The 24,295-nt window shown below is 65.5% G+C and carries 17 protein-coding genes; 7 read left to right on the top strand and 10 right to left on the bottom strand.

Going from position 1 to position 24,295, the window contains the following annotated elements; all coding sequences use genetic code 11:
* The first annotated feature begins 38 nt into the window (after positions 1 to 38).
* Positions 39 to 1,100 (top strand): P-loop NTPase family protein, encoded by a 1,062-nt coding sequence (locus JOF56_RS52870; RefSeq protein ID WP_209646981.1) that lies wholly within the window; start codon positions 39 to 41, stop codon positions 1,098 to 1,100.
* Positions 1,097 to 5,287 carry an AAA family ATPase gene (locus JOF56_RS52875; RefSeq protein ID WP_209646982.1) on the top strand — a complete coding sequence of 1,397 codons (4,191 nt, stop codon included), beginning with the start codon at positions 1,097 to 1,099 and terminating at the stop codon, positions 5,285 to 5,287. Before JOF56_RS52870 ends, JOF56_RS52875 begins: the two co-directional genes overlap by 4 nt.
* 18 nt (positions 5,288 to 5,305) lie before the next feature.
* Here the strand turns inward: JOF56_RS52875 and JOF56_RS52880 are convergent, their stop codons facing one another.
* Positions 5,306 to 6,346, bottom strand: a complete 1,041-nt coding sequence (locus tag JOF56_RS52880) for a LacI family DNA-binding transcriptional regulator (protein WP_209646983.1) — start codon at positions 6,344 to 6,346, stop codon at positions 5,306 to 5,308.
* A gap of 170 nt (positions 6,347 to 6,516) precedes the next feature.
* On the opposite strand from JOF56_RS52880, the gene JOF56_RS52885 reads away from it, so the two are divergent.
* From JOF56_RS52885 to JOF56_RS52900, 4 genes are all read left to right on the top strand, one after another.
* Positions 6,517 to 7,812 (top strand): ABC transporter substrate-binding protein, encoded by a 1,296-nt coding sequence (locus JOF56_RS52885; RefSeq protein WP_209646984.1) that lies wholly within the window; start codon positions 6,517 to 6,519, stop codon positions 7,810 to 7,812.
* 118 nt (positions 7,813 to 7,930) lie between these two features.
* Positions 7,931 to 8,740 carry a carbohydrate ABC transporter permease gene (locus tag JOF56_RS52890; RefSeq protein WP_245378780.1) on the top strand — a complete coding sequence of 270 codons (810 nt, stop codon included), beginning with the start codon at positions 7,931 to 7,933 and terminating at the stop codon, positions 8,738 to 8,740.
* Positions 8,741 to 8,744: 4 nt separating this feature from the next.
* On the top strand, positions 8,745 to 9,560 hold the full coding sequence (locus JOF56_RS52895; RefSeq protein ID WP_209646986.1) for a carbohydrate ABC transporter permease: 816 nt from the start codon (positions 8,745 to 8,747) through the stop codon (positions 9,558 to 9,560).
* A gap of 13 nt (positions 9,561 to 9,573) precedes the next feature.
* Positions 9,574 to 11,460, top strand: coding sequence for a glycoside hydrolase family 127 protein (locus tag JOF56_RS52900; protein ID WP_209646987.1), 1,887 nt, complete (start codon positions 9,574 to 9,576; stop codon positions 11,458 to 11,460).
* Here the strand turns inward: JOF56_RS52900 and JOF56_RS52905 are convergent.
* The 5 genes from JOF56_RS52905 to JOF56_RS52925 form a co-directional block, all read right to left on the bottom strand.
* A complete protein-coding gene (locus JOF56_RS52905) occupies positions 11,441 to 13,438 on the bottom strand; it encodes an esterase/lipase family protein (RefSeq protein WP_209646988.1) in 1,998 nt (665 codons plus the stop codon). The two genes, JOF56_RS52900 and JOF56_RS52905, sit on opposite strands and share 20 nt — an antisense overlap.
* Positions 13,439 to 13,507: 69 nt before the next feature.
* A complete protein-coding gene (locus JOF56_RS52910) occupies positions 13,508 to 15,196 on the bottom strand; it encodes an amidohydrolase (RefSeq protein WP_209646989.1) in 1,689 nt (562 codons plus the stop codon).
* A 9-nt stretch (positions 15,197 to 15,205) separates the two neighbouring features.
* Positions 15,206 to 16,171 carry an ABC transporter permease gene (locus JOF56_RS52915; protein WP_209646990.1) on the bottom strand — a complete coding sequence of 322 codons (966 nt, stop codon included), beginning with the start codon at positions 16,169 to 16,171 and terminating at the stop codon, positions 15,206 to 15,208.
* The gene (locus JOF56_RS52920; protein WP_209646991.1) at positions 16,168 to 17,652 is read right to left on the bottom strand and encodes a sugar ABC transporter ATP-binding protein; all 1,485 of its coding nucleotides are present in this window, start codon (positions 17,650 to 17,652) and stop codon (positions 16,168 to 16,170) included. Before JOF56_RS52920 ends, JOF56_RS52915 begins: the two co-directional genes overlap by 4 nt.
* Positions 17,652 to 18,641, bottom strand: coding sequence for a sugar ABC transporter substrate-binding protein (locus tag JOF56_RS52925; RefSeq protein WP_209646992.1), 990 nt, complete (start codon positions 18,639 to 18,641; stop codon positions 17,652 to 17,654). Before JOF56_RS52925 ends, JOF56_RS52920 begins: the two co-directional genes overlap by 1 nt.
* Before the next feature lie 160 nt (positions 18,642 to 18,801).
* Here JOF56_RS52925 and JOF56_RS52930 point away from each other — a divergent pair, with 160 nt between their 5' ends.
* A complete protein-coding gene (locus tag JOF56_RS52930; RefSeq protein ID WP_209646993.1) occupies positions 18,802 to 19,794 on the top strand; it encodes a helix-turn-helix transcriptional regulator in 993 nt (330 codons plus the stop codon).
* On the opposite strand, the gene JOF56_RS52935 is transcribed toward JOF56_RS52930, so the two are convergent.
* The 4 genes from JOF56_RS52935 to JOF56_RS52950 all read right to left on the bottom strand — a co-directional run bounded on the left by JOF56_RS52935 (position 19,791) and on the right by JOF56_RS52950 (position 24,260).
* Complete coding sequence (locus JOF56_RS52935; RefSeq protein ID WP_209646994.1) at positions 19,791 to 21,044, bottom strand: cation:proton antiporter; 1,254 nt, start codon at positions 21,042 to 21,044, stop codon at positions 19,791 to 19,793. The genes JOF56_RS52930 and JOF56_RS52935 overlap by 4 nt on opposite strands.
* A 50-nt stretch (positions 21,045 to 21,094) precedes the next feature.
* Complete coding sequence (locus tag JOF56_RS52940) at positions 21,095 to 21,994, bottom strand: TIGR03619 family F420-dependent LLM class oxidoreductase (protein ID WP_209646995.1); 900 nt, start codon at positions 21,992 to 21,994, stop codon at positions 21,095 to 21,097.
* Positions 21,995 to 22,014: 20 nt separating this feature from the next.
* Complete coding sequence (locus JOF56_RS52945) at positions 22,015 to 23,469, bottom strand: APC family permease (RefSeq protein ID WP_209646996.1); 1,455 nt, start codon at positions 23,467 to 23,469, stop codon at positions 22,015 to 22,017.
* Positions 23,470 to 23,552: 83 nt separating this feature from the next.
* Positions 23,553 to 24,260: a type 1 glutamine amidotransferase gene (locus JOF56_RS52950; protein ID WP_209646997.1), complete on the bottom strand. Its 708-nt coding sequence runs from the start codon at positions 24,258 to 24,260 to the stop codon at positions 23,553 to 23,555.
* Positions 24,261 to 24,295: the final 35 nt, after the last annotated feature.

Here is a 24,295-nt window from a genome sequence, read left to right on the forward strand (position 1 = left end):
GTCTGGCGGTATCGGACAACGTGTAAACATACGGACTGATGCTGTGGACCACATCGCCTGACTGGAGCGACGCGACTGCGGAGCTGTTGCACCGCACGCTGCAGGGCGCGATCTGGGAGAACGCTGTTTTGGTCGATGTCTGGCGCGCGGTCGGAATGGCGCCCGCCGAAGTCGCTTGGAATCAGCCCGCCTCGATGATCTGGCGGACGCTCACCCGGGACGCGTTCGACGCGGGCAAGCTGGAGAAGCTGATCTTCGAGGTCCGCGAGCGGATACCGGCTGTGGCCGGGAAACTCGACCGCGTCCTGGCGGCCAGGCGCGTGGACGCGACTTGGTACACACCGCTCCACCGGCACACGGCAATGCTCGTCGGCCCCGGATGCAGGCGCGCACTGATCGATCGCGAGCGGCTTCGCCGGAGCATGATCCGCATGATCAAGGAGGACTTCCCGGTCCTGGCGATCACCGGTGGGCCGGGAACCGGCAAGTCCTACAGCCGTCACCTCATCCGGCACCTCGTGCACAACGGCGAATTCGTCGCTGTCGACGTGGAGAACGACTGGTACGACGACGTGAACGCGGCCGGACTGCTCGCCACACTCGCCACCCGGCTCGGAATTCCCCGGGCCGACGGTCCCGTCGAGCACGTCGAGCAGTCCCGGGCGGTCCGGGAACTCGTGCACAGCTTTGTGGGGAGATTCCGCTCGTTGCCGCAGCGCCAGCGGTGGATCTTCATCGACGGCCTCGACCGACCCTGGGTCCGGCCGTGCGTGCACATCGCGGTCGCGCAGCTGGCCAAGGAGGTCGAGGCGGGCCAGTTGCACGACACACGGCTGATCGTGACCGGTCACCCTGGCGATTTCAGCCCCGACGTACTCGAAGTGCTGCTGGTGGAACCCCTCAGCGGCATCACCGAAGGCCATCTACGCGAATTCTTCACCGACATCGCGACCGCCGTGGGCTGCGCACTCGAGCCCAGCGAACTGGATGCCATGGTGACCGGCGTCCTCGCCCAATCGGATCTTTCCGACCTGCGCGCAGTCGGAGCAGCCGCAGGCAAGGCCGCGCACGCGCGCTTCGCACCGGAGGCGACAGCATGACGACGTCGGTCGCCATCGACCTCGACGAGCTGCGTCTCAGAGCAAGCTTGCTGTCACACTATGAATTGTCCTGGCTGGGCGTTGGTGACGAAGGCTCAGCATTGTTCGCCGAATCAACCCGAGTGCTGGTCGATGGCGTACGACATTGGGCACTGGACGACTCGGTACGACGTTCCATCGCAGCTCAGGCGACATTCGACGAGCTACGTACCGCGTGGGAACTGCTCGACCATCGGCCGTCGGACGACCGGCAACAGGCCATCGACCATGCCATCAGTGGCGGCACCATCCGGCTGAACGATCTGACTCCAGCCGAGCTGCGCGCGTTGGCCTGGTTGTCCCGGTGGCTCGGCCACCACTTGTCCACTGACGGCGACATCGACCGCAGGCTAGGTCTGGACAGCCTGCTGGAACCGTTGCGTGGCCTGGTAGGCGACCATTTCATCGGCCGCAACGACATTCTCGCGCGGCTTGATGCCCACCTCGCTGATCCTGGGGGACGGCCCCTGCTCATCCACGGCATCGGCGGGATCGGGAAGTCCTCCCTGCTGTCCAGGCACATCATCAACCGGGCCATCCAGGTACCGGTGTGCTACCTGAACTTCGACCAGACAGCCTTGGATCCGAGCGCACCGGCGACCGTGGTCAGTGCTCTGGCGCGGCAACTGAGTCTGCAGATCGACAACGGCCGCTTCGACGTCTTGATCAGAGAGGCCGGCTGGCGGCTGCGCACAGGCGACAAGCAATTTCATACCAGCAGCCGCTCGGAAAGCAGAGGTGCAACACACGGAGAGCTGCTACGTCTGCTCGATGTTGCCGTGTGGGACACGCGAATACTGCTGGTATTGGACACCTTCGAGGAGGTGCAGCGCCAAAGCCGGGAGGTCCAGGAATCGTTCGCACAGTTCGTTCGCGACCTGGCGAGGAGGCTCCCCAAACTGTCCGTTGTGCTGGCAGGCCGGTCGCCCGCTGCCAATCTCGGCTTCGACATTGTGGAAGTCCCGTTGCTGGAACCGCTTGAGGCCACAGTGTTGCTGCGATCGCTGCTGCCGTTCGACCTGCCACCCGACGAGGCTGAGCGCGTGGTCGAAGCGGTGCGACCTAGCCCTCTGTGCATCCGGCTGGCAGCAGGCATCCTCCGCAAGCAGCCCGCACCAACAGCCTTCCGGGACATCGCGGTCCGCCTCGGCGCGATCGAGGGCGAGCTGTACCACCGCCTGCTCGGCTACATCGACAACCCTGAGGTTCGCAGGCTCGCGCATCCCGGTCTCACCTTGCGCCGCGTCACACCGGAGCTGATCCAGCAAGTGCTTGCCAGACCGTGTCACGTGCCAGTGCCCGATCGCGCCGCCGCAGAAGCCCTGTTCGACGAGCTTGCCCGGGAAGCGATGCTCGTCGACCGGACCCCACACGAACTCGTCCACCGCAAGGACGTCCGTCAGATGATGTTGCCCCGGCTCACAGCTGATGCCCCGGAAACCGTCGCGAGCATCCACCGCCGGGCTGTCGCGTACTACCGGAGACAGCAGGGACCGACAGCACGCACCGAAGAGCTCTACCACCGGATGATGCTGGGCCAGAAGCGGGCAACGCTCGAAAAGCACTGGGACCCAGCCGCACTGGCAGGCCTGACGCCTTCGATCGACGAACTGCCGCCCGCCGCAAAGGCATACCTGGCAGCAAAGGCCCCGAACCTCGGAGTGTCCGATGAGGACCTCGCTGCCGCGGACATCACCGACCGGCGCGAACACATACTGCGCCGAGCCCGTAAGTTGTTCCAGGACAGAGAGTTCCATCCCGCATTGCGCGAGATCGAACAGCACAGGGCCGCAACCGGTGACCAGTCGCCGGCTCTCGCGGACATGTCCATCCAGCTCCTGGAAGCCGCGAACGAGTTCGAACACGCGCTCCACGAGGCACTGACCGCACGCGAGCAAGCGGCGAACTCCGGATCACCGCAGGACTTCTACACGATGACGTTCCACGTCATCAGGCTCAACGACCAACTCGGCGAGCTCCACACCGCCCAGGAGGAAGCGGTCAAGGCGCTGCGGACCACCGACTCTGCACCACCCACGACCGAGTTCTGGCTGATCCGCCTGAGGCTGCTCGTCTACAGTCTGCGCCTGGCCCGGGTAGGGATCGAACCGGAACCGTTCAGTGTGGACCAACTTGTCGCCGAAGCCGTCCAGCTGTACGACAAAATCGGTGCGCGGGCAGTCCGGAATGTACATGGACTGGTGCGCGATCTCGCTGCCGAGGTAGGCGAACACGAGCCCAGAATCATGATCGCAGCACTCCGGCACATCGGTCTCGACGAACGCGACACCCCAGAAGTGCTGAACGCCTTCAACCACCCCGTCGAGCTGGCAGCGAACGCCCTGGATGGCAAATTCGGCGATCGGGTCGCAGACTTGTTGGAGGCCGGGGTACATTCGCCGACCGGCCTCGAAACCCTCGCGGAGATCTACCGCTTCGACGCCGACGATGCGATCGCCGGTGCCCCGGACGCCGAGCTCAAGAGCACGCCAGAGGAGGTTCTCAGTCTGGTCCGCCAGACAAAAGTACGGATGGAAGGCGACCCCTTCTCGACTTCACTCGAGATCGCGCGCGCGCTGCACCTGCATCGCACGGGCCGGATAGCCGAGGCGCTTGAACTCTACGACGTCATGCTGTCCAGGCCGCGAGAAGTGCCAAGTCCTCGAGCCGAAGTCGCGCGGACAATACTTCTCTACCGCGGAGCTGCCCAGCTGGACGACGGAAACATCGAGGGCGCGGTTGAGGATTTCACATCGGCCGCAGCAGGAGCAGAGCCTGAGCCGCGTGCCAGAGCATACGCGTACCTCGGTCAAGCGGCGCGAATCACCGGAGATCTGCCATCCGCGCTCACCTGGTACGACCGATCTGAAGAAGTGCTGCGGGTAGCCGGTTCAGCTGTACCGCCGTTCCTGCCACACGAGCGGGCCAAGGCATTTCTGGCTGCGGGCCTCGGCCAGGAGGCCGCCTCCGAGATCAATCGTGTCCTGCCGGACTTGCGAGCCGCGCGAGCCGGTGTCGACGTGGCGCTTGCCGAGCACGAGCTTGCTGTCGCCGAGTTTCTTCAAAACGATCTCTCCCAAGCAGAGGTCCACGCAGTGTCCGCACGGCGCCGGTTTGCCCGGCGCACAATCGAGCCATGGGCATCGATCGCGGCGCTTACCTCGATCCGCATCCGTGTCGCCCAAATCGTGGCGGGCACCCGACCGCTGCGCCGGACTATCCAGAACAACGCGATGGAACTCGCCGACCGGCTTTCGGAACTAGGTCTGCATGACGAATCGGCCGTGGCACGGTTGCTCGCGGCGCGCGTCGCCATCCGGCGTCAGGCTCTCGCGGAGGCCGAAGCGCTGATCGATGCAGTACCGCGACTCGACTTTCGCACACCCATCGACTGCCGGATGTTGCTCCGGCTGTGCCGTGCCGAGCTCGCTGATGCGCGCGAAGATCCCGACGCGGTGCTCACCGAGGCACAGCAAGGGTTCGCCGAACTCACCAGTCACCCCGACAGACTGGGAACCCTCGATTTTCCCGCAGGCGTCGCCATGTACGGACTCGAGCTGGCACAACTGGCTGTCGATGTCGCGCTACAACAGAACAACAAGAGTCTGTTCGAAGCGCTGGAAAGACTCAAAGAGCCGGTCTACCGCTACGACCCCAAGTACGCACACGACGAGTTCACCGAACTGCGGACCCTGAGCGCACTGCGCCAGCGGAACATTCTGGAAGGCTGGGCTGTCGACGAACTGGATCGCCGACTGGCTGATGTCCGGCCCCAGGGGCAGCAACCACTACAGATCCCGTCACGCACCGCCGTGACTAGCCAACTGGGCCACCACCGTCTGTTCGTGTCATTCGGAACCTCCAGGGACAAGCTCTTCGCAACCGTGCTGAACGGGCCGACGATTATCGTTCGCTTTGACCCAGTCCATGAGGTCCGTCAGGCGGCCACCAGTCTGATGGACGACTTGACCGTGCAGGCGTTGCTTCCTCTCATAGACGACTATGAGCTGGTCATCTCCCCGACCAGCGAATTGGAGTCAATAGCTTGGGATGCCCTGCTGTCCCTCCGAGGCCGGGCGGTCTCCGTGACTCCGACAGCTGGAATGTGGTTGCGTGCCAAGGAGACCCAGCAACACCGGGATGTCTGACGAACTGGCTGTCGGGGTTCAGATGGATACGGCGGTGGATTCGCGGATGACCAGGCGGCAGGGGTGGGTGTGCCGGCCTGGGGAGGGATCGCCGCCGATCGCGGCCAACAGAAGGTCAGCCGCGGTTCGGCCGAGTTTTTCCAGTTCCATGTCGACGCTGGTCAGTGGGGGTTGGCAGCCCAGGGCCATCACGTCCCAGTTGTCGAAGCCGACCAGGGCTATGTCTTCGGGGACGCGGCGGCCGGACGCGCGCAGTGCGTCGGCCACGCCGCGGGCGATCTGGTCGCTGCCGCAGAAGACGGCGTCGATTCCGCCTTCCGCGCCCAGCAGGATCTTCGCTGCCTGTCTGCCCCAGGCTTCGCTCCATTCGCCGAACAGTGGGGCGCCGACCAGGGTGAGGCCGGCTTCGGCGAGCCGCTCGGTGGCTGCGGCGGCGCGGCCTGTCGCTGAGTGGTGGTGCTCGGGGCCGGTGATGTGGGCGATCCGGCGCCTGCCCACCGCCAGGAGGTGGTCGATTGCGCGGTGGGCGCCGCCTGCTTCGTCTGGGACCACGGAACAGTCCTGTGGATCGGTGGAGCTGATGAACGCGTACACCACCGGGATGGACAGGTCGGCGCCGATCGGCGGGCGGGCCTGGGTGCGTCGGCCTGTGACGATGATGCCGTCGACCCGGCGGGACAGCAGCGTCCGCAGGTAGTACTGCTCGCGGATCGGGTCGTCGCGGGCGTCGCACAGGAACACGGAGATCTCGCCCGCTCCCAGTGCGTCCTCGGCGCCCATCATGAGCGGGATACTGAAGCGGCCGATGGTGTCGGTAGTGATCATGCCGACCGTGTAGGTCCGGCCCGAATTGAGCGTCACGGCTGCCTTGTTCGGCTGGAAGCCGAGTTGCCCGGCCGCCGACAGCACCCGGAGCCTGGTTTCCGGACGCAGCGACCCGCGGCCGTTGAGCGCTTTGGACACGGTCCCGATCGAGACACCGGCGAGCTGGGCGACGTCACTGATCGTCGCCGGTCTGCCGGTGTTTCCGACATTTTCCTCTGTTTTCCGTCCGGGCATGTTCACAGAGTACCTCCCGGTCACTCGCGGCTACCGTAAACCCGTGGTCACATGCTGGACACGGACCCTTGACAGTGCCGTGACGACACGCCTACGTTGACGAGGAAACCGGTTTCCTTTTTCCTTGGATGTCGCCTCCTCGAAACCGCCGCTCTCCCTTGGGAGACACCATGAGTTCGCACACCCGCCCCCAGGCCGCAGTCGTCCTCTTAGCCGGCGCGCTGCTGTTCGCCGCTTGTCAGAGCGGTCCCACCGAGTCGTCAGCCGGGAGCACCGGCACAGTGGACGACGGGACGACCCTGACCATGTGGACCAGGTCACCGACGGTCACCTTCAGCCAGACCCTGGTCGACGCCTACAACGCCAGTCACAAGAACAAGGTGCAGCTGACAGCCTTCCCAGCCGACTCGTACCAGCAGAAGGTCGGCACGGCCGCGGGCGCGAAACAGTTACCGGACATCCTCGCGGCGGACGTGGTGTACGCGCCCAACTACTCGTCCAAGGGCGTCTACCTGGACATCACCGAGCGAATAAACCAGTTGCCGTTCAAGGCCACCCTCGCACCCGCCCACATGAAGACGGCCACCCACAACGGAAAGAACTACGGGGTCCCGCACGACATCGACCTGTCCGCGGTCTTCTACAACAAGGTCCTGTTCACCCGCGCCGGCCTCGACCCGGAGAAACCACCGACCACTTTGGACGAGATGGCCACCGCAGCCAAGAAGATCCAGGCACTGGGCGGTGGCGTCAGCGGCTACTTCTTCGGCGGTGCATGCCCTGGCTGTCAGCTGTTCACCAGCTGGCCGATGATCTGGGCCTCCGGCGGCACGGTGCTCAACGAGCAGGGCACGGCGTCCACGATCGACAACCCGACAGCGGCCAAGGTGTACTCGTTCCTGCGCCAGTTGTACGCGGACGGTGTTGTCCCTGCCACGGCGAAGAACGAGTCGGGTCCTACGTGGACACAGTCGTTCGGCGAGGGCAGGATCGGCATCCAGCCGATGGGCGCCACCGGGCTGCAGGGCATCAAGGAAGGCCCGGACCTGCAGGTCGGGGTCGCGCCGATCCCCGGTCTAACCGGCGGCAGTTCGTCGTTCGTCGGCGGGGACGTACTCGGCATCAGCTCCAACAGCCAGCACGCCGCGGCGGCGTGGGACTTCATCTCCTGGACGCTGTCGGAGCAGGCGCAGGTGGAGGTCGTGGCGAAGAGCAAGAACATCACTGTCCGGTCCGACCTGGCCGACAACACCTACGCCAAGCAGGACCCACGGCTGGGTGTGTTCAACCGGCTCGCGGGCGAGGGCCAGACGCCGATCTCGGTCAACTTCGGCAAGACGTTCAACGACGCCAACGGTCCCTGGACCGCGACAGTGATCGACGCGGTGTTCGGCACCGGTGACGTGGCATCGGTGCTGCGGCAACACAACGCGGCCATCACCGAGTCGTTGTCCAGCGGCGGCTGACATGGTGTCGCTGTCGCCACCCAAGCTGCCGGCGCAGGCCTCCCCTGCGCCGGCATCACGGCGGCGCAGGTCGATCAGCCGGCATCGGCGCCACCTGGGGATGCTGTACACGGCCCCGATGGCGGTGCTGGTGGCGGTGTTGTTCGTCCTCCCGCTCGGGCTGATGCTGTGGATGTCGGTCAACCACTGGCCGTTGCTGGGTGCGTCGGCACCCAATGGGGTGGACAACTACCAGGCTCTGCGGGATCCGTTGTTCCTCCGGGCGGTCTGGTTCACGCTGAAGTACACGGCGGTCACCACGGTCGTGCTCGGCCTTGTGGCGTTCGGCCTGGCGCTGCTGATGCAGCAGGAACGGCCCCGCGCGGGCGTTTTCCGCACCATCTTCTTCCTGCCCAGCGCAGTCGGGCTCGCCTCCACCTGTCTGCTGTTCTACGGACTGTTCAACACCGACACGTCCCCGCTCAACGAGCTGGTTCAGCTGCTCGGCCTTGGGCACGTCGACTGGGTCGGGTCGAACACCAACGCGCTCGGCTCGACCGTCGGCATGATCACCTGGCGGTTCGCCGGGTTCTACATGCTCATCCTGATGACCGGCCTGCAAAGCATCGACCCGGTGCTGTACGAGGCCGCGCGCATCGACGGCGCCAGCCGGTGGCAGATCATGTGGCGCGTGACGCTGCCGTTGCTGCGGCCGACGCTCGCGCTGACCATGGTGCTGTCGGTGACCGGCTCACTGCTGGCGTTCGACCAGTTCTTCATCCTCACCGGCGGCAGGCACGACACCGCCACCGTAGTCATCGACATCTACCGGGAGGCGTTCCTGTCACAGGATCTGGGCCGCGCGGCCGCGGTGTCGGTGGCGACACTCGCCGTGCTGATCGTGCTGAACATCGCGCAGATGCGGTTGATTCGCCGTGATGGGCGGTAAGGCCATGCCTCGATTGCGAACCACGGGTTTCTACGTCACCAGCAGCGCGTTGGCCGTGCTGTTCCTGCTGCCGTTGCTGTGGACGCTCTACTCGTCGGTCAGCGGACGCCAAGCCGCCAACGGGACCGAGGGCTGGGGACTGTCGAACTACGAGCGCCTCGCCGTCTTCGGCAGCGGTCTGGGTACCTACTTGCTCAACACAACGGTGGTCGCGGTCGTCGCGGTGACTGTCACCGTCGTGACGACCACACTTGGCGGATACGCCATGGCCAGGCTCGCTTTTCCCGGCCGGAACCTGCTTTTCCTGGTCACACTGGCAATTCTGATGGTCCCGTACACCACGATCCTGGTGCCGCTCTACATCCTGCTCGGCTGGATCGGCCTGCAGAACTCGCTCGTCGGCCTCGGACTGGTCCTCGCCGTGCTGCAACTGCCGTTCGGCCTGTTCATGATGCGCAACTGTTTCGAGGCACTCCCAGTCGAGTTGGAGGAGGCAGCGCTCATCGACGGCTGCACAGTCGGCGGAGCATTGCGTCACGTGCTTTTGCGAGGCGTGCTGCCCGGCATCGTCACGGTCGCGCTGTTCTCATTTCTGGCTTCGTGGAACGAGTTCGTCGCTCCCTTGATCTTCCTCACCGACGGCTCGAAGTTCACGCTCCCGGTCGCGCTGTTCAACCTGCAGTCCGGCAACCTCGGCTCGGTCGACTTCGGCGCGCTGCAGGCGGGTGTGGTCACCTCCGCACTGCCGTGCGTGGCTGTTTTCCTTGTGCTGCAGCGGTATTACGTACGTGGATTCACCTCGGGCGCCCTCAAGGGCTGAAAGAGAGCTCCTCTTGACTGACCCCATTGCAGGCCCAGTCCAGCCCACGTCCTTCGCGACCGCAGCGCTGCGGCCACTTTCGCTCAACGACGCCGTCTTCGCTCCCGAAAGCTTCCTCGGCGTATGGCAGCGGCGCAACGCCACCAGGTCATTGCCGTACTGCATCAGCCAGCTCGACGCCTCGGGTGCCCTCGACAACCTGCGCCGGGTCATCGGTGAGGCAGACGGCGACTACCAGAACATGTGGTTCGCCGACAGCGACGTCTACAAAACCCTTGAGGCCGCGGCCTGGCAGCTGGGCCGGACTCCAGACGACGCGCAACTGCTCGCCTTCGTCGACAGCACTGGGGCACTGCTGGCCAAGGCCCAGGGCGAGGACGGCTACCTCAACTCGTATCTCACCGTGGTAGCCCCGGAAAAGCGCTGGCAGAAGCTGCACTGGAGCCACGAGTTGTACTGTGCGGGCCATCTCATCCAGGCCGCCGTCGCCGCCGCCAGGGCCGGGGTGGGCGCGGAGCTCGTCACGGTGGCCCGGCGTTTCGCGGACCTGATCGTCGAACGGTTCAGCACAGTCGACGACATCGACGGGCATCCCCAGATCGAGACGGCATTGGTGGAGCTGTACCGGGTGACCGGGCACGAGCCGTACCTCGACATGGCCAAGCGGTTCATCGACCTGCGTGGGCACGGGTTGCTTGACGGCGGCCGGTTCGGTTCGGCCTATCTGCAGGACCACGTTCCGGTACGGCAGGCAGAGACGGTCGCCGGGCACGTCGTACGCCAGCTCTACCTGCTCGCCGGCATGGTGGACGTCGCGGTCGAGTCGCACGACTCCGATCTCCTTGAAGCCGCCAAGCGGCTGTGGGACGACGCGTTCGGTGCAAAGACGTACATCACCGGCGCTCAGGGATCGCGGCATCGCGACGAGGCATTCGGCGATACGTACGAGCTTCCTTCAGATCGGGCGTATGGCGAGACGTGTGCCGCGATCGCGAGCTTCCAGTGGAACTGGCGCATGCTGCTGGCGATGGGCGACTCGAAGTACGCCGATGAGATGGAATGCGCGCTGTACAACGTGATCGCGGGATCGACAGCCCTGGACGGGACGCATTTCTTCTACTCCAACACGCTGCACTTGCGGACCGGCCACGACGGTTCGCACGAGGACGCACCATCACAGCGCCTGCCGTGGTACTCGTGCGCGTGCTGCCCGCCGAACCTCGCCCGGTTGCTGGCTTCGCTGTCCGGTCACACAGCCACAACAGACCACAGTGGACTCCAGATTCACCTGTACACCGCAGGTGAACTGAACACCACAGTGGACGGATCTCCCGTTCATGTCGCCATACGAACGGACTATCCCTGGGACGGTCGAGTCGAGCTGACGGTAACCACGCAGGCACCGCTCACACTGGCCCTGCGAATTCCAGGCTGGGCAGCCGACGCCCAGCTTGACGGCGAGCCTGTCGACACAAACGACGGCTATGTCCGGCTTCAGCGTGACTGGTCCGCCGGGGTCACCGTGACGCTCGACCTTCCGATGCCTGCCCGCATTGTCCGGCCGCACCCTCGGATCGACGCCGTGCGCGGCTGCGTGGCCGTGACGCGCGGACCGCTTGTCTACGCCGTGGAACAGTCCGACCTGCCGGAAGACGTTGTACTGGAGGACGTGCGGATCGGCCCAGCCGCGCCGATCACAGCCGGCAACCTGCCGGATATCCCAGTTTCCCTCATTGTCGGTGGCAGTATCGAGCAGTCCACTTCGGACGCACTGTACTCCGGCCACGCCGAGTCGCACGGCGAGCCGTCAGAACTCGTCGCCATCCCCTACTTCCTATGGGGCAACCGGAAACCCGGCCCGATGCGAGTCTGGATCCCGGTTAGGACCGCAGGCGTCTGACAGTGGCATCCACATAACCATTGCTGTGGGCCATGTGCGTGATCGCCTGTGCGGTCAAATCGCGGTCCAGCCCTGTGGCGGAGTTGACGGTCACAACCATCTTCGTCGGACTGCGAGCGTCACTCTCACCCAAGGGAGTGAAGTCGATCAGGTCAGCCAACGACAAGGCGGAAGTCAGCCGGAACTCGATCTGCGGCGGACTGGTCCATCGCATGTGAGCCGGATTGTCGCTGGCGATCCGTGGCAGAAGCGTGGCGGAGGTCGTGGAGGCAGCGGCGAGGAACTCGACGATCTCCCACCACGTCAGCCTCGGTGACAGCCTGCCGCTCTCAAACCTGAGCTCCGCGCACGAGACGAATGAGGACCGTGTCGTGGTGGGCAGCGAGACCATCACCTCGGCGGATACCCCGGGCTGCCCATCCGGAGTGAGGACATAACTGAACGTGCTCAGCGTGTTGCCGTTCGGTCCGCGCTTCCAGGACATGCCGGTGCTCTGCGGAAACAGCAGGCCGACAACCCTTGTCAACTCGCTGGACGGCAACGCCTCCACGATCTCAGCACGACGTTCAGGAGTGATCTCGCATTCGTCGGCCCATGGCAACGTCGTGAGCGCCCGCACCATCGGTTGCGCCGCGACACCAGGCCAGATCAACGTATGAGGCGTGTGGGTCTTGATGAACGGCTTCGGCACCGGTTCCCATCGCCAGCCCTGGCTGTCCCGCTTCAGCACCCCGGATTTCCAGGCCCCACCGGTCAAAGCGACTTGGGTGGCGTCGTTTCCAATGATCTGTCCTGGTTCGGGAAAGCCGGTCGCTTCAAACGGTGTCATGCCAGCAGCACGGCCACCCACATAACGCAACGCGGACCACACGTCCTCCGCGACAGCTGTGACGTCCTGGTCAGGCAGCGCGCACAGTACCCATCCGTCGTTCTCGAAGTCCTGCACGACACCCGGGCCTTCCCGGCGCAGCTCCGAAGTGGGGCGACCGATGCGGCCGACCTCCGCATGAATTCGCCGGAACTTGTTCGACCAGCCGGGTTCGCCGCTTCCCACCTCGAATGACGGGGCCACTTTCTCGACAGGACCGCCGTAGTGTTGGTGAATACCGCCTCCGATGGTTCTCGCCTGGAACGTTGGCCCTGTCACGTGACCACTGATGATATTGGTCACCCCACTGCGGGCAGGAATCCGCGGCTCCGGAGGCTTGCGGGGCTGATCCGCGGGTTCGGCCGTGCGCAGCTTGGTGATGAAGCGTTTGATCTGGCCGTAGACGAGTGAGTCGCGGTCTTCCGGTTTGCCGATCTCGGTGTGGTCGGCGTCCACGCCGATGGGGGTGACCCCGGCGAGGCCTGGGTTCGCCGATGTCTCGTCGACGACCTGCAGGCCCTTGGTCTTGTGGGTCTCGAAGAAGACCAGGTTGCGGATCTTCGTCTCGTCGGCCCAGTTGCGATAACGGTCGCTCAGATGCCGCAGATACGCCGCATTGCGTTTGAGATCCTCGACGGCGTCGGTGCCTCGATACAGAATCCCCAACGCGTTGACCGCTTTGGTGAGACCTGATCCGGTATGCGGGGTGGCCAGGAAGACGATTCCCTTCGCGGCCGGCGCGAAGGCCGCGAACTCGGTGCGGCCGTCGGAAGCGTGCATGAGAATCTCTTTGACCAGCAGTCCACCCATGCTGTGGGTGACGAAACAGATCGGGCGTTCGCCGATTCCCTTGGTCTCCAGCAGGGCCATGAGGTTGACGGCCCGGTCCTGGATGGGCATGGACTGGCCCCGCCACCCGCTCGACCAGGCGTCATAGTCGACAGTCCAGACCGCGACATCGTCGAACTCGCTCGCCAGCCACTGCGGCCAGAAGGATTCCGTCTCCTTCTTGCGCATCCAGGTCTTGTACGCGTCCCCATCCAGGCCGTGCACGAAGACGACGTCCAGCGCGGCCTTCTCCGGGCTGTGAACAGCGTAAACCTTCGACACTCGCACGCTCCCGGGCACAACTCGTCCGATGGGCCTCTCGTCGAGAGGTCGTGCCCGTAAGATACGTCGTTACACCGGCTGAGCGCGCTCGAACACGACCTGCCCGTCGAAAACCGTGAGGTCGACCGACAGCCCTGGGATGTCGTGCGGATCGGTCGCGACCAGCTCACGGTCGAGCACGCAGAGGTCCGCGACCTTGCCGATCTCGATCGATCCCTTCCACGACTCCGCGAAGTCCTGCCGCGCGGGATTGATGGTGTACGCACGCAGCGCATCGGCCAGGCCGACACACTCATCGGGGCCACTGCACCGGCCACTGGCCTTCGATTCCCGAAGCAGCATCCCGGCGACGCCCTGACGCCAGTCCGGCTCGGTGACCGGCGCGTCCGAACTCGCGCAAACCGAGACACCGGCCTCGAACGCGGAACGGACTGGCCATTGGTATGCCGAGCGGCCGGCGCCCACCACGGAGTCCATGAGGTCCGAGATCGTCCACTTGATACTGGGGTTCATGTTGACGCCGTAGCCGTGCATTGCCAGCTTGGCCAGGCTCTGCGGGCTGACGAAATCGCCGTGGATCACGTAATGCCGCGCGCCTGACCTGGGGTGTGTGTTGTTCGCGGTGACGAAGGCGTCGACGACCGTATCGATGGCCAGGTCGCCGGTGACGTGCACGCCGACCTGATAGCCGCGCTGGTGCGCAACGAGGATCATCTCCTGCAACTCGGAAACACGCAGTTCGGGCGTGCTGCCGTGGACACACAGGGAACCGTGCCCGCCTTCGGCGTACGGCTCGCTCATCCACGCCGTCCGGTTGGGCGGCACGCCGTCGCCGAAGATCTTCACGCCGATGACCCGCAACCGCCGTGGATCCACCGACGCAGGCGGCTCGAATTCCTCGAGGCCGCGCCGCAACTCCGCGACCGAGCCGCCCATGGGCGCGGGCAGTAGCAGCACACTGACCCGGGCGGCCAACTCCTCATTAGCCACCATCTCGGTGTACGCGGTCAGGTTGTCCCCGCTGAGGCCGCCGAACAGCGTCTCCGCACCACCAGCCCCGAGACCAGGTTCGGTATAGCTGGTGATGCCGCGTGAATGCAGACTGGCGATCATGGCCTGGATCGCCTTGCGACGCTGCTCGACGGTCGGCGTGGGCAGCTGTGCCTGGACGTGCCGCTGGGCGGCCTCGCGCAGGATCCCGGTCGGCTCACCGTGCTCGTCGAGATCGATCTCCGGCGTATCTTTGTCCACATTCGACAGCTTGAGCGCCAGGGTGTTGGCCAGGAGCATGTGCGCGGAGAAGTCGTTGAGACAGACCGGGTTGTCCGGCGACACGCGATCCAGGTCGTGACGGTTCGGCAGCCGGCCGGGGTCGGCCAGGCACTCGGCGAGGTAGCCGGGATCCCAGCCGAGCCCGATGATCCACTCCCCCGGCTCAGCGGTCCTCACAGCCTCCTGCACAACGCTGAGTATGTCCTCAATAGACTTGACAGTCGGGTACCCGACATCGAGCGCGAAGGGCGGCTTGGTCATCGCGTACGCCGCACCATGCAGATGCGAGTCGTTGATCCCGGGCAAGACGGTTCGCCCACCCAGATCGATCACGCGGGTCGACGGACCCGCCATCGACTGGATCTTGATGCTGTCACCGACCGCGACGATCCACTGGTCCCGGATGGCGACGGCCTCAGCGACCGAGAACTCCGGATCCATGGTGAGAACCTGGCCGTTGACAAGGACAATCGAAGCCTCTGCCACGACAAACTCCTATCTGGCATTCTTGGGGCCGAAGTACGCGAGCGCGGCACCGGCGACCAGGGCCGCTCCCTGGGTGATCTGTTGCCAGAACGTCGGCACCCCCAGCAAAGTAAGCCCGTTCTGCAGGCAGCCGAGAAACAGCACACCCAGTAGAACCCCGAGAACAGAACCGGAACCACCGCTGAGTGCGACCCCACCCAGCAACACAGCGGTAAGGACAGTCAATTCAAATCCCGCGCCGGAAGTCCCTGACACAACGCTGTCCAGCACAGACGCCTTGATCGCCCCCGCAAGCGCCGCCGCCGCACCAGTCACAACGAACAAAGCCAACGGCGTACGCCGAACATTCACGCCAGAGAGGTACGCCGCCTCCCGATTGACCCCGATCGCAAACACATGCCGCCCAGCAGGCGTAGTCGCAAGAAACACAGCCCCGGCAACAAGAACAAGCACCGCGATCACAACCGGCACAGCAACACCGGCAAACCTCGCCCCACCCAGCCAGGCGAACCCGTCACCGAAACCACTCAACGGCAACGGAAACAGCTGCTGGTCAATCCCACGCAGCGCAGTAAGCATCCCGAGCGTGACAATGAACGAGGACAACCCGAACCAGCAACACAACACCCCATTGACAAGCCCAACAGCAGCCCCAGCCGCAAGCGCACCCAGCACAGAAACCACCAACGACTGCTGCTGAGCCCCAGCCAGCCACCCGGCCACCAGCCCACCCAGCGCCAAAGTGGACCCAACAGACAGATCGATATACCCACTGATAAGCAACAACGCAAGCGGCACAGCAACAATCGCCACAGCCGCCGCATCAGTCGCAATCCCCCGCAGATTGGCCTGATCAAAGAAACTACCAGTAGTAACCTGAAACAGAACAGCCAGCAAAATCAGAACCGGAAGCAACGGATGCCGCCGCACAGCACCCAAACTGACACTCGGCAAAGTCCTGGCGGCAACAGTCATGATGCGGCCTCCGTGTTGTGCACCGCGGACAGCAGTGCTTCCTCGGTGATGTCGGTGAGTTCGCCGGTTATCCGGCCGCCTGTCATGATCAGGCAGCGGTGGGCGAGGGCCACCACTTCTTCTGGGTCGGAGGAGACGAACAGGACTGCTGTCTTCTGTTCTGCCGCCAGGTGGGTGATCACTCGGTAGATTTCCTGGCGGGAGCCGACGTCCACGCCCTGGGTCGGTTCGTCCAGGAGCAGGACTGAGGTTGACCGGGATGAGTTCACCCAGCGGCCGAGGATCAGTTTCTGCTGGTTTCCGCCGGAGAATGTCCATGCGGGACGGTTCGGTGCCGTTGGCCGGAGGCCGACGGCGGTGGCCAGTTCGGTGAAGATCCGGCGTTCGGACCTGCGGGCGCGGATTCCCCAGCGGGCCAGTGGGCGGATCGCTGGGAGCAGGGCATTGTCCTGCGCGCTCAGGGTTGCGAACAGGCCCTGGGCGCGGCGGTCGGCTGGGACCAGGGCGACTCCGGCCGACAATGCCTCAGCCGGATCGCGCGGAGTGACAACCCGGTCGGCGACCTGGACTGTGCCGGCTGTCCGGGGACGGCGGCCGAAGAGGGTTTCCAGCATCCGGGTTCGGCCCGATCCGATCAGGCCGTAGACGCCGACGATCTCCCCCGCTGCCACGTTCAGGCTGACCGGCCCGAAGCCTGGACCACTCAGCCCTTCCACCACCAGCTTTCGAGGACCGGCCACGACCGCGGAAGGCCGGGCCGGTTGCGCGTTGCCGCCGGCGATCGCGTCCACCAGTTCCCGCCGAGTGCGGCCGGACATGGTGGAGTGGTGACTGACGCGCCCGTCACGCAACACCGTCACTTCGTCAGCGAGTCGTTCCACTTCGGACAGTAAATGCGTGACATAGACGATGGCCAACCCTTGATTGCGCAAGTCGTCGACACGTGACGCAAGGGCATCACGCTCGGCACCGGACAGCGCGGCCGTCGGCTCGTCCAGGATCAGAACCGAGGCACTACGGCTGAGCGCCTTCGCGATCTCGACCAACTGCCGTTGCCCCATCGGCAGATCTCCCACGCGATCACGCGGGGAGCAAGTAGCCGCCACCCGGTTGAGCAGTTCCGCGGCGATGGCCTCCTGCTTGCCGCGCTTCACCATGCCGAGGCGGGTCCATTCCTGGCCGAGGAAGATGTTCTCGGCCACGGTGAGCGACTCCACCACGCTGAGCGTCTGGAAGATGATCCCGATACCGGCCGCGATCGACTCGCGCGGACTGAGCCGCGTGTGCTGGGTGTCGTTGACCTCGATGACCCCGGAGTCCGGGGCGAACGCACCACCGAGGCACTTGATCAAAGTCGACTTCCCGGCCCCGTTGTGCCCGAGCAGGGCGTGCACCTGGCCGGCCGGTACGGCGAGGTCGACACCGTCGAGGGCACGCACCCCGCCGAAGGACTTCACCAGCCCGGTGATCCGCAGACTCATCAGGCGCCCTGCGCGAGCAGTCCGTCGATCTTCGCGCCGTCCGCCTGGCCGACGAGCGTGATGGGCACGTTCACGCTCGGGTTCGGCTTGCCCGCGGCCACCGCGAGCGGCACGTTGACCACGGCCGAAGCGATGTCGTCCGGCGCGAGCGCGGCCGAGGCACGGTAGAAAGTCCCCTGCTTGATCGCCATCAACGACGGCGCCGAGCCGTCCTGGCCGCCGACGAAGGTCTTCGCGTCCGTTGCAGACCGGCCCGCCTGCAGCAGCGCCTTGTACCCGCCGTAGGCAGCCGCGTCCGTGATGCCGAGAATGATGTTGAGATCGGGGTGTTTGGCCAGCAACGCGGTGGATTTGGACAACCCGGTGTCCGGGTCGATGGCCTGTTCCTGGGCGACCACGTCCACGCCGGGCGCGGCCTTGGTGAACGCGTCGACCATGCCCTTCGTGCGGTCGCGGCCCAGCTGGATCGTTCCGTCGGTGAGGAACGCGATCTTGCCCTTGCCACCGAGGTTCTCGTTGGCCCATTTCGCCGCCGCCGCGCCGAGCAGCGTGCCGCCCTCCAGGAAGCTGAACTGGATGTCCGCGCTCTGGTGCTGCAGGGAGCCGCCGTAGGTGACCCAGATCAGCCCGGCGTCGAGTGCCGAGCGCGCGATGCCCTCGGTCGCCTCGAAGACCATCGGGAACGACACGATGGCCGGGATCTTCTGGCCGACCCAGGTGGTGAGGCTCGACGCCTGCGTGTCGGCTCGGCTCGCGTCGTTGGTCGTGACCAGTTCGATATTGTGCGGCTTGGCGGCCGCGGTGGCGAGTTTGACCAGGGTGGCGTACAGCGGGAGCTGGGTGAACGGGTAGTCGAAGCCGATCTTCGTCAGGGTCTTCGGCTGGGCCGCGGTGCTGGTGGCGGACTGGGTCGACGGCGGCGCGCTGCACGCCCCGGCGGCCAGGACGGCGCCGGTCGCGGTGAGGAACCGTCTGCGGGAGAGTGTCATCGTGCACCTCGAGTCGGTGGCTGGCGTGGCGAACAGTCAAGCCGCGTGGCCCCGGCGCCACCATCCGTACAAATGCCGAGTTTCGTGCTTGCCCGGCAGCCGTACCCGCCCTATCGTTAGGGGCCAAACGTCCTCGGGGGTCGTCACCGGAGGCGCGAACATGCTCGACTACCGGCAGGTCGAAGCGGCCACCCAGATCGGCATGCTGACCAGGGAACGTGACCGGCCCGCGGCATGCGCGGAGTCCTTACGCGTGCTGGGCGGGCTGCTGGCCAACGATGCCGCGATGCTGATGGCCGTCGACCCGGTCAGCGGCGATCACTTCCAGCTCGCCGGGCTCGAATGTTCCACCGCGCAAGCGCATTCGCTCGCGGTCGAGTTCATCAACACGCCCTGGTACGAGACAGTCGTGAACCAGGCACTGCCGCCGTCCATTTCAGACGAACCAGGGCAGCCTTACCGGCGCAGCTGGTTCTACGAGCAATACGTCCATCCGGCGGGTTTCCGTGACGGCATGTCCGGCGCGCTGAGGCATCGTGGCCGTTACGTCGGCATGATCCACGTGTCAGCTGAGCGGCCGGAAGCGTTCGGCACCGAGGCACGCCGGTTGCTCGCCACCGTGATGCCCGCACTGGCAGCGCTCGCGGACAACGCCGAGCGGGTCGACGACCTGCCGACCGACGCATGCGCATCCCTGGTGGTCCAGGGCCAGGTCATCGACCTTCCCGACCGGGAACGTCCCCGGGTCCTGACCGACGAGCCGTTCCGTCACTTGCTTGCCGGATTCGAAGCCTCGGACGGGCAGCGACTGCGGCTGCTCTGGCCGGTGCGGCAGGACTGGTACCGCGTTGTGCTCTGCCGCCAGTCGCTGCTGTCCGGGTCGCAGGCCGTTCTCGTGCACGCCCAGCCGAGCCCGATTCCGTTCCGGCTGAGCCCGCGCGAACTGGACGTGCTCACTCGGGTCGCAATGGGACACGCCAACCGGACCATCGCCGAAGGCCTGTTCCTGTCCCCACGGACCGTGCACAGCCACATCGACCACATTCTGCGCAAGACAGGCACCGGCTCCCGTGCCGAGGCCACCGCGCTGGCGCTACGCGATGGCCTGTTGCGGCCGCTGCCCGACGGGCTGAAGTACTTCCTGGAGTCCTAGCGCGTCCTGGTCAGCAGGAACGTCACCGGCCTGGCCCCCATGCCGTGCAGCACGACGCTTCCCAGGACGCACGTCACGGTGATGAACAGGATGGTGTCGGCAGCGGTCCCATCCGGCAGCCGGTTGAAGGCCAGGAGCCCGAACACGATCGTCGTCGTGCCACGCGGTCCCAACGCCCCGACGAGCATGCGCTCACGCCCGGACAACCTCGATCCGAGCAGGGACAGGAACACGGGCACCAGTCGGATCACCGTGAGCGCCGCCACACAGAAGAGCAGCACCTGCCACGAAACACCGAACGAGTAGGCCAGCACGGCCGTGATCCCGACAACGAACCACATGGTCATGGTCAGCAGCGAGGTGGTGTCCTCCAGCAGGTGGAAGTCCTCGTTCGTGGTGTCTCGCCGGATTTCCGTGCGATCGCCTGAGCTCATGCGAACACGGCGGGCCTTGAGCAGACGGTGCACATAGCGGAAGGCGATGCCGCAGACGAACGAAGCAACGAACCCGTTGCCGTCGATCGCGACGGTGGCTGTGTAAGTCAGCAACGGCGTCAGCAGAATCGCGATACGCCCGGACTGCCCGGTCACCCATCCCGCGTGGTGTGCCCGGTCCATCAACCAGGCGAGGGCGGTACCGATCACGAAACCGACGACGACGGCCTTGATCGCGAAGGGCAACGCCGTCGCCAGCGCGTCGAGCGGCGTCCGCTCCTGGGTCTGGTCGCCCGCCAGGATCAACGCGAACAGGAACAGCGGTGAGATGATCCCGTCGTTGTAGCCGCTTTCCACGTTCAGCACGCTGCGCACCCGCATCGACAGCGCCCGATCACGGACCAACTGCTCGGCCGGGGCGAAATCGGTCGGTACGGTGACGCCCGCGACCAGCAGCAGGACCGGCCACGGCAGGGCGGGGAACAGCAGCCAGCCCACGAGCATCGCCAGCCCGAGGCTCACCGGCAGAGCGATGAGCAGCACCCTGGCCACCAGGCCGGGGTAAGCACCCCACAACCGTCCCCCGCGCACCTCCGTGGCGTCGACGAACAGCAACACCGCGAGGATGATCTCCGCCGCGTGCTGCACTGCCTCGGTGTTCAGCACAGCCTCGATGGAGCTCTCGTTCAGCAGACCGACCACGACACCCGCCAGCACCATCACGACCGGCGCGCCGAGATTCCACCGATCCAGCCGGGACGCCGCCAGCGACCGGACCACCATCGCCAACGCGGCAGCGAGCAGCAACGAGTTCATGCGCCCATCTTCGCCTATGGGGTCCTAAGAGGATCGCTAGACCCGGTCGCTCAGGCCATCGCCTCCGCCCGGCGCACCACCTCCCGGCACAGGGCGCCGACCTGGGCCGGGTCGTCGGTGAACTGGGACGGCTTGAGGCAGAACGTGGTGAACCCCTTGGCCATCTGCTCGGGCAGGCCGGCCATGGCCTGGCCGATGTCCGCGCACGAGTCGTCGTCCGGGAACACCGCCCGCGTACCGCCGATCAGCTCCACCTGTTTGGTCACGCTTTGCCTCAGCCGGGCCAGATCCGCTTCGGACGGAACACCGAGCGGATGGAATCCGTGTCCATATCGGACGATCCGGTCCAGCAGGCGGTCGTGCAGGTGCTGACCGCCGAACCACATCCGTGGCCCGTCGGGGCGATACGCCTTCGGTTCGAAGTAGATGTCCTTGAAGGAGAAGAACTCCCCCGAGTAAGTGGCCGGCGATGCGTGCCAGAGCAGGTCCATCACGGCCAGTTGTTCGTCGAGAATCCTCCCCCGCCGCTCGAACGGCACCCCGAGCGCGTCGTATTCGTCACGGCTCCAACTGACCGTCGGCTGGACGACGAGCCGCCCTTTGCACAACAGGTCCAACGTGCCCAACTCGCGTGCGAGCAGTATCGGATGCCGCAACGGCGCGAGGATCGCACCAGCCACCAGACGCACCCGCGAAGTCACGGACGCGATCGCGGACAGCAGCATCAGCGAGTTGGGCCACGGCGTGTACGGATCCTGGTTGCCAGGCAAGGCGTACTCACGCGGGTTGGCCATGACGCCCTTGTCACTGGCATCCGGGCCGAGGACAAGGTGTTCGCTGATCATCACAGCGTCGAACCCGGCATCCTCGGCCTCACGTGCCCACCGCACGAGCGTGGGCAGGTCGCGTCCCGAGGTCAACGTCCAGTTCTCGCTGAGAATCAACAGCATCCGTGGCACTGGCATGCCGCTTACGCCCGCGCGGTGGGGACGGCCGCGGTCACCGGGTCGATCGATTGCTCCCGGTGAAGGAACGCAAGCACCAAGCCGATCGCGAACACTCCAATCGCCGCGTACGGGGCGTAGATGATCGGCGCGCCGACCTTGTACACCGCGCCGAAGATGGCCGCGCCGGTCACCACAATGCCCGTGGCACCAGCCAAATAGACCGCCCAGAGTTTGCTGTGGTCGCGCAGCCCTCGCAACGCCCCGACCGACATCAGCAGATAGATCACCGCCAGCGAGAATCCGCCGTACGTCGATCCCCAGCTGAACATGGCCACGTAGTGCGGCATGTTCTCCTGGGCGAAGAGCCCGGTCCACGCAGCCGTGATCACGATGACCACCAGGTGTGCGGCCACCACGACAAGGCTTGCCACCAAAGGCGTTCCGCGTCCGCTGACGGAACTCAACGCGGTAGGCAGCCGCCGATCTCGAGCGAGTGCGAAGAACCCACGCGACGCTGCGACGGAACATCCGATCATCACAGCCAACATGTCGAGGATGACCACCAGTTCCAGCAGCCGCCGCACAGCCACGGACCCGAAGCCACCGTCGGACACCGGACCGGCCAGGCCGAACAACGGTGCGCCTGCGTTGCTGCCCAACGCGTCCAGGTTGAACTGATAACCGGCGACCTGGCTGTACGAACCGATGACGTAGAAGACACCAACCGTCAGCACGGAGATCAGCACCGCGCGTGGGATGTCGCGCTTCGGATGCTTGGTCTCCTCGCCGAGGTTGGCCGCTGTCTCAAAACCGGTGAACAGCAACACGCCGTAGAGCACCCCGAACAGCACGCCGCTGAGCCCTTGCGGTGACGTGCCCGGGTTGAACGCGGTGACCACCTGGTTGCCGTCGCCGACCTTGACGATCACCACGATGAAGAACACCAGCACCACGGCCAACGAGACCAACGCGAGCACCAGCTGTGTCCGGGTCGACAGCGCGACACCCATGTACAGCACGACACCAAGGCCGACGAGCAGGATCAGGTCCCACACCACTTCCGGCAGCGGGGTGATCCCGAACTCGGCCTGGAGTGTGTCGTGGATCGTGCCGCCGATCATCACCAGGATGCCGACGCCGAGCACGAGAATGCCGACGTAGTAAAGCAATCCGGCCGCCGCGCCGACGCGTTTGCCGAGCCCGTCGGTGACGTAGTCGTAGAGCGACCCGGCGGAATGGATGCGGCGGGCGTACTGGGCGACGATCCAGCCCAGGCCGAGCACGCCGATCGCCCCGATCGCGACCGACAGCGGCGCCGCAGCGCCCGCACCGCTGCCTGACGCGTTCAACCCGACGAGCAGCGGAACCAGGAACGCGATGGAGAACACCGGTCCCATCACCCCGACGGACTGCGCGATGGCGTCCACCAGGGTCAAGGACCCACCAAGACGACGGTTTGATCCAGCGCTGTCAGCCATATGGCGCCTCCTCGGCCCCTGGTGGTCCGCCCCCGGATCGGCAAATCGTAAGGCCCCAAACGTTCTACCGCAACGGTCGGTTTTCAGCCGGGAAAGACTTTGGCCAAATAGGCCCCGACAAGGGCAGCCGCCCTCCGCTGCGCCGCCTCCGCCTGCAGGTCCGCCTCGGCGAGTACGTCCACGGGGTCAATACCGAGCGCACGCGCCTGTTCGGCGCCCCCGTTGTCCACCCAACGCGCGATCCCAGCCGCGGTCACCTCCGGATGGAACTGCACACCAAGACTGCGCCCGACCTGGTACGCCTGCACTGCCACGGAGTTGCGGGCCAGTTCGACCGCGCCGGGCGGCAGCGTGAACCGATCGAAATGCCACTGGAACCACGGTCCGGCCTCGATCAGCTCCGGCACGACCGAATCGATCCGGACCCATCCGATCTCCGGATGAGCCGCCCTGCCAACCGAACCACCGAGCGCACGTGCCAACGCCTGTGCGCCGAAACAGATTCCGAACACCGCTCCACCGGCCGCGACCGCGTCGGCAAGCCATTCCAGCTCCGGCGCCAGCCATCGGCCGATCCGCCCGTCGTCAAGGCCCGCACTCCACGGCGCCCCCATCGGCACCAGCAGGTCGTAGGCCGAGCTGTCCGGAAAGGACGCCTCCACATCCGGCGAGGCGTGCCGGTCCGCGGGCACGACAACCAGTTCGTCGACGTGCCACCCCTGATCCCGCAGCGCGGCACCGATCAGGCCGGTCTCGGACAAGGCGTCATGCAGGACACACAGCGCTCGCATAGGCCGCTCCCGGTATATCGTTCGGACCCGTACGA

The sequence above is a fragment of the Kibdelosporangium banguiense genome, from assembly GCF_017876405.1.
In the GTDB taxonomy this organism is placed as follows: domain Bacteria; phylum Actinomycetota; class Actinomycetes; order Mycobacteriales; family Pseudonocardiaceae; genus Kibdelosporangium; species Kibdelosporangium banguiense.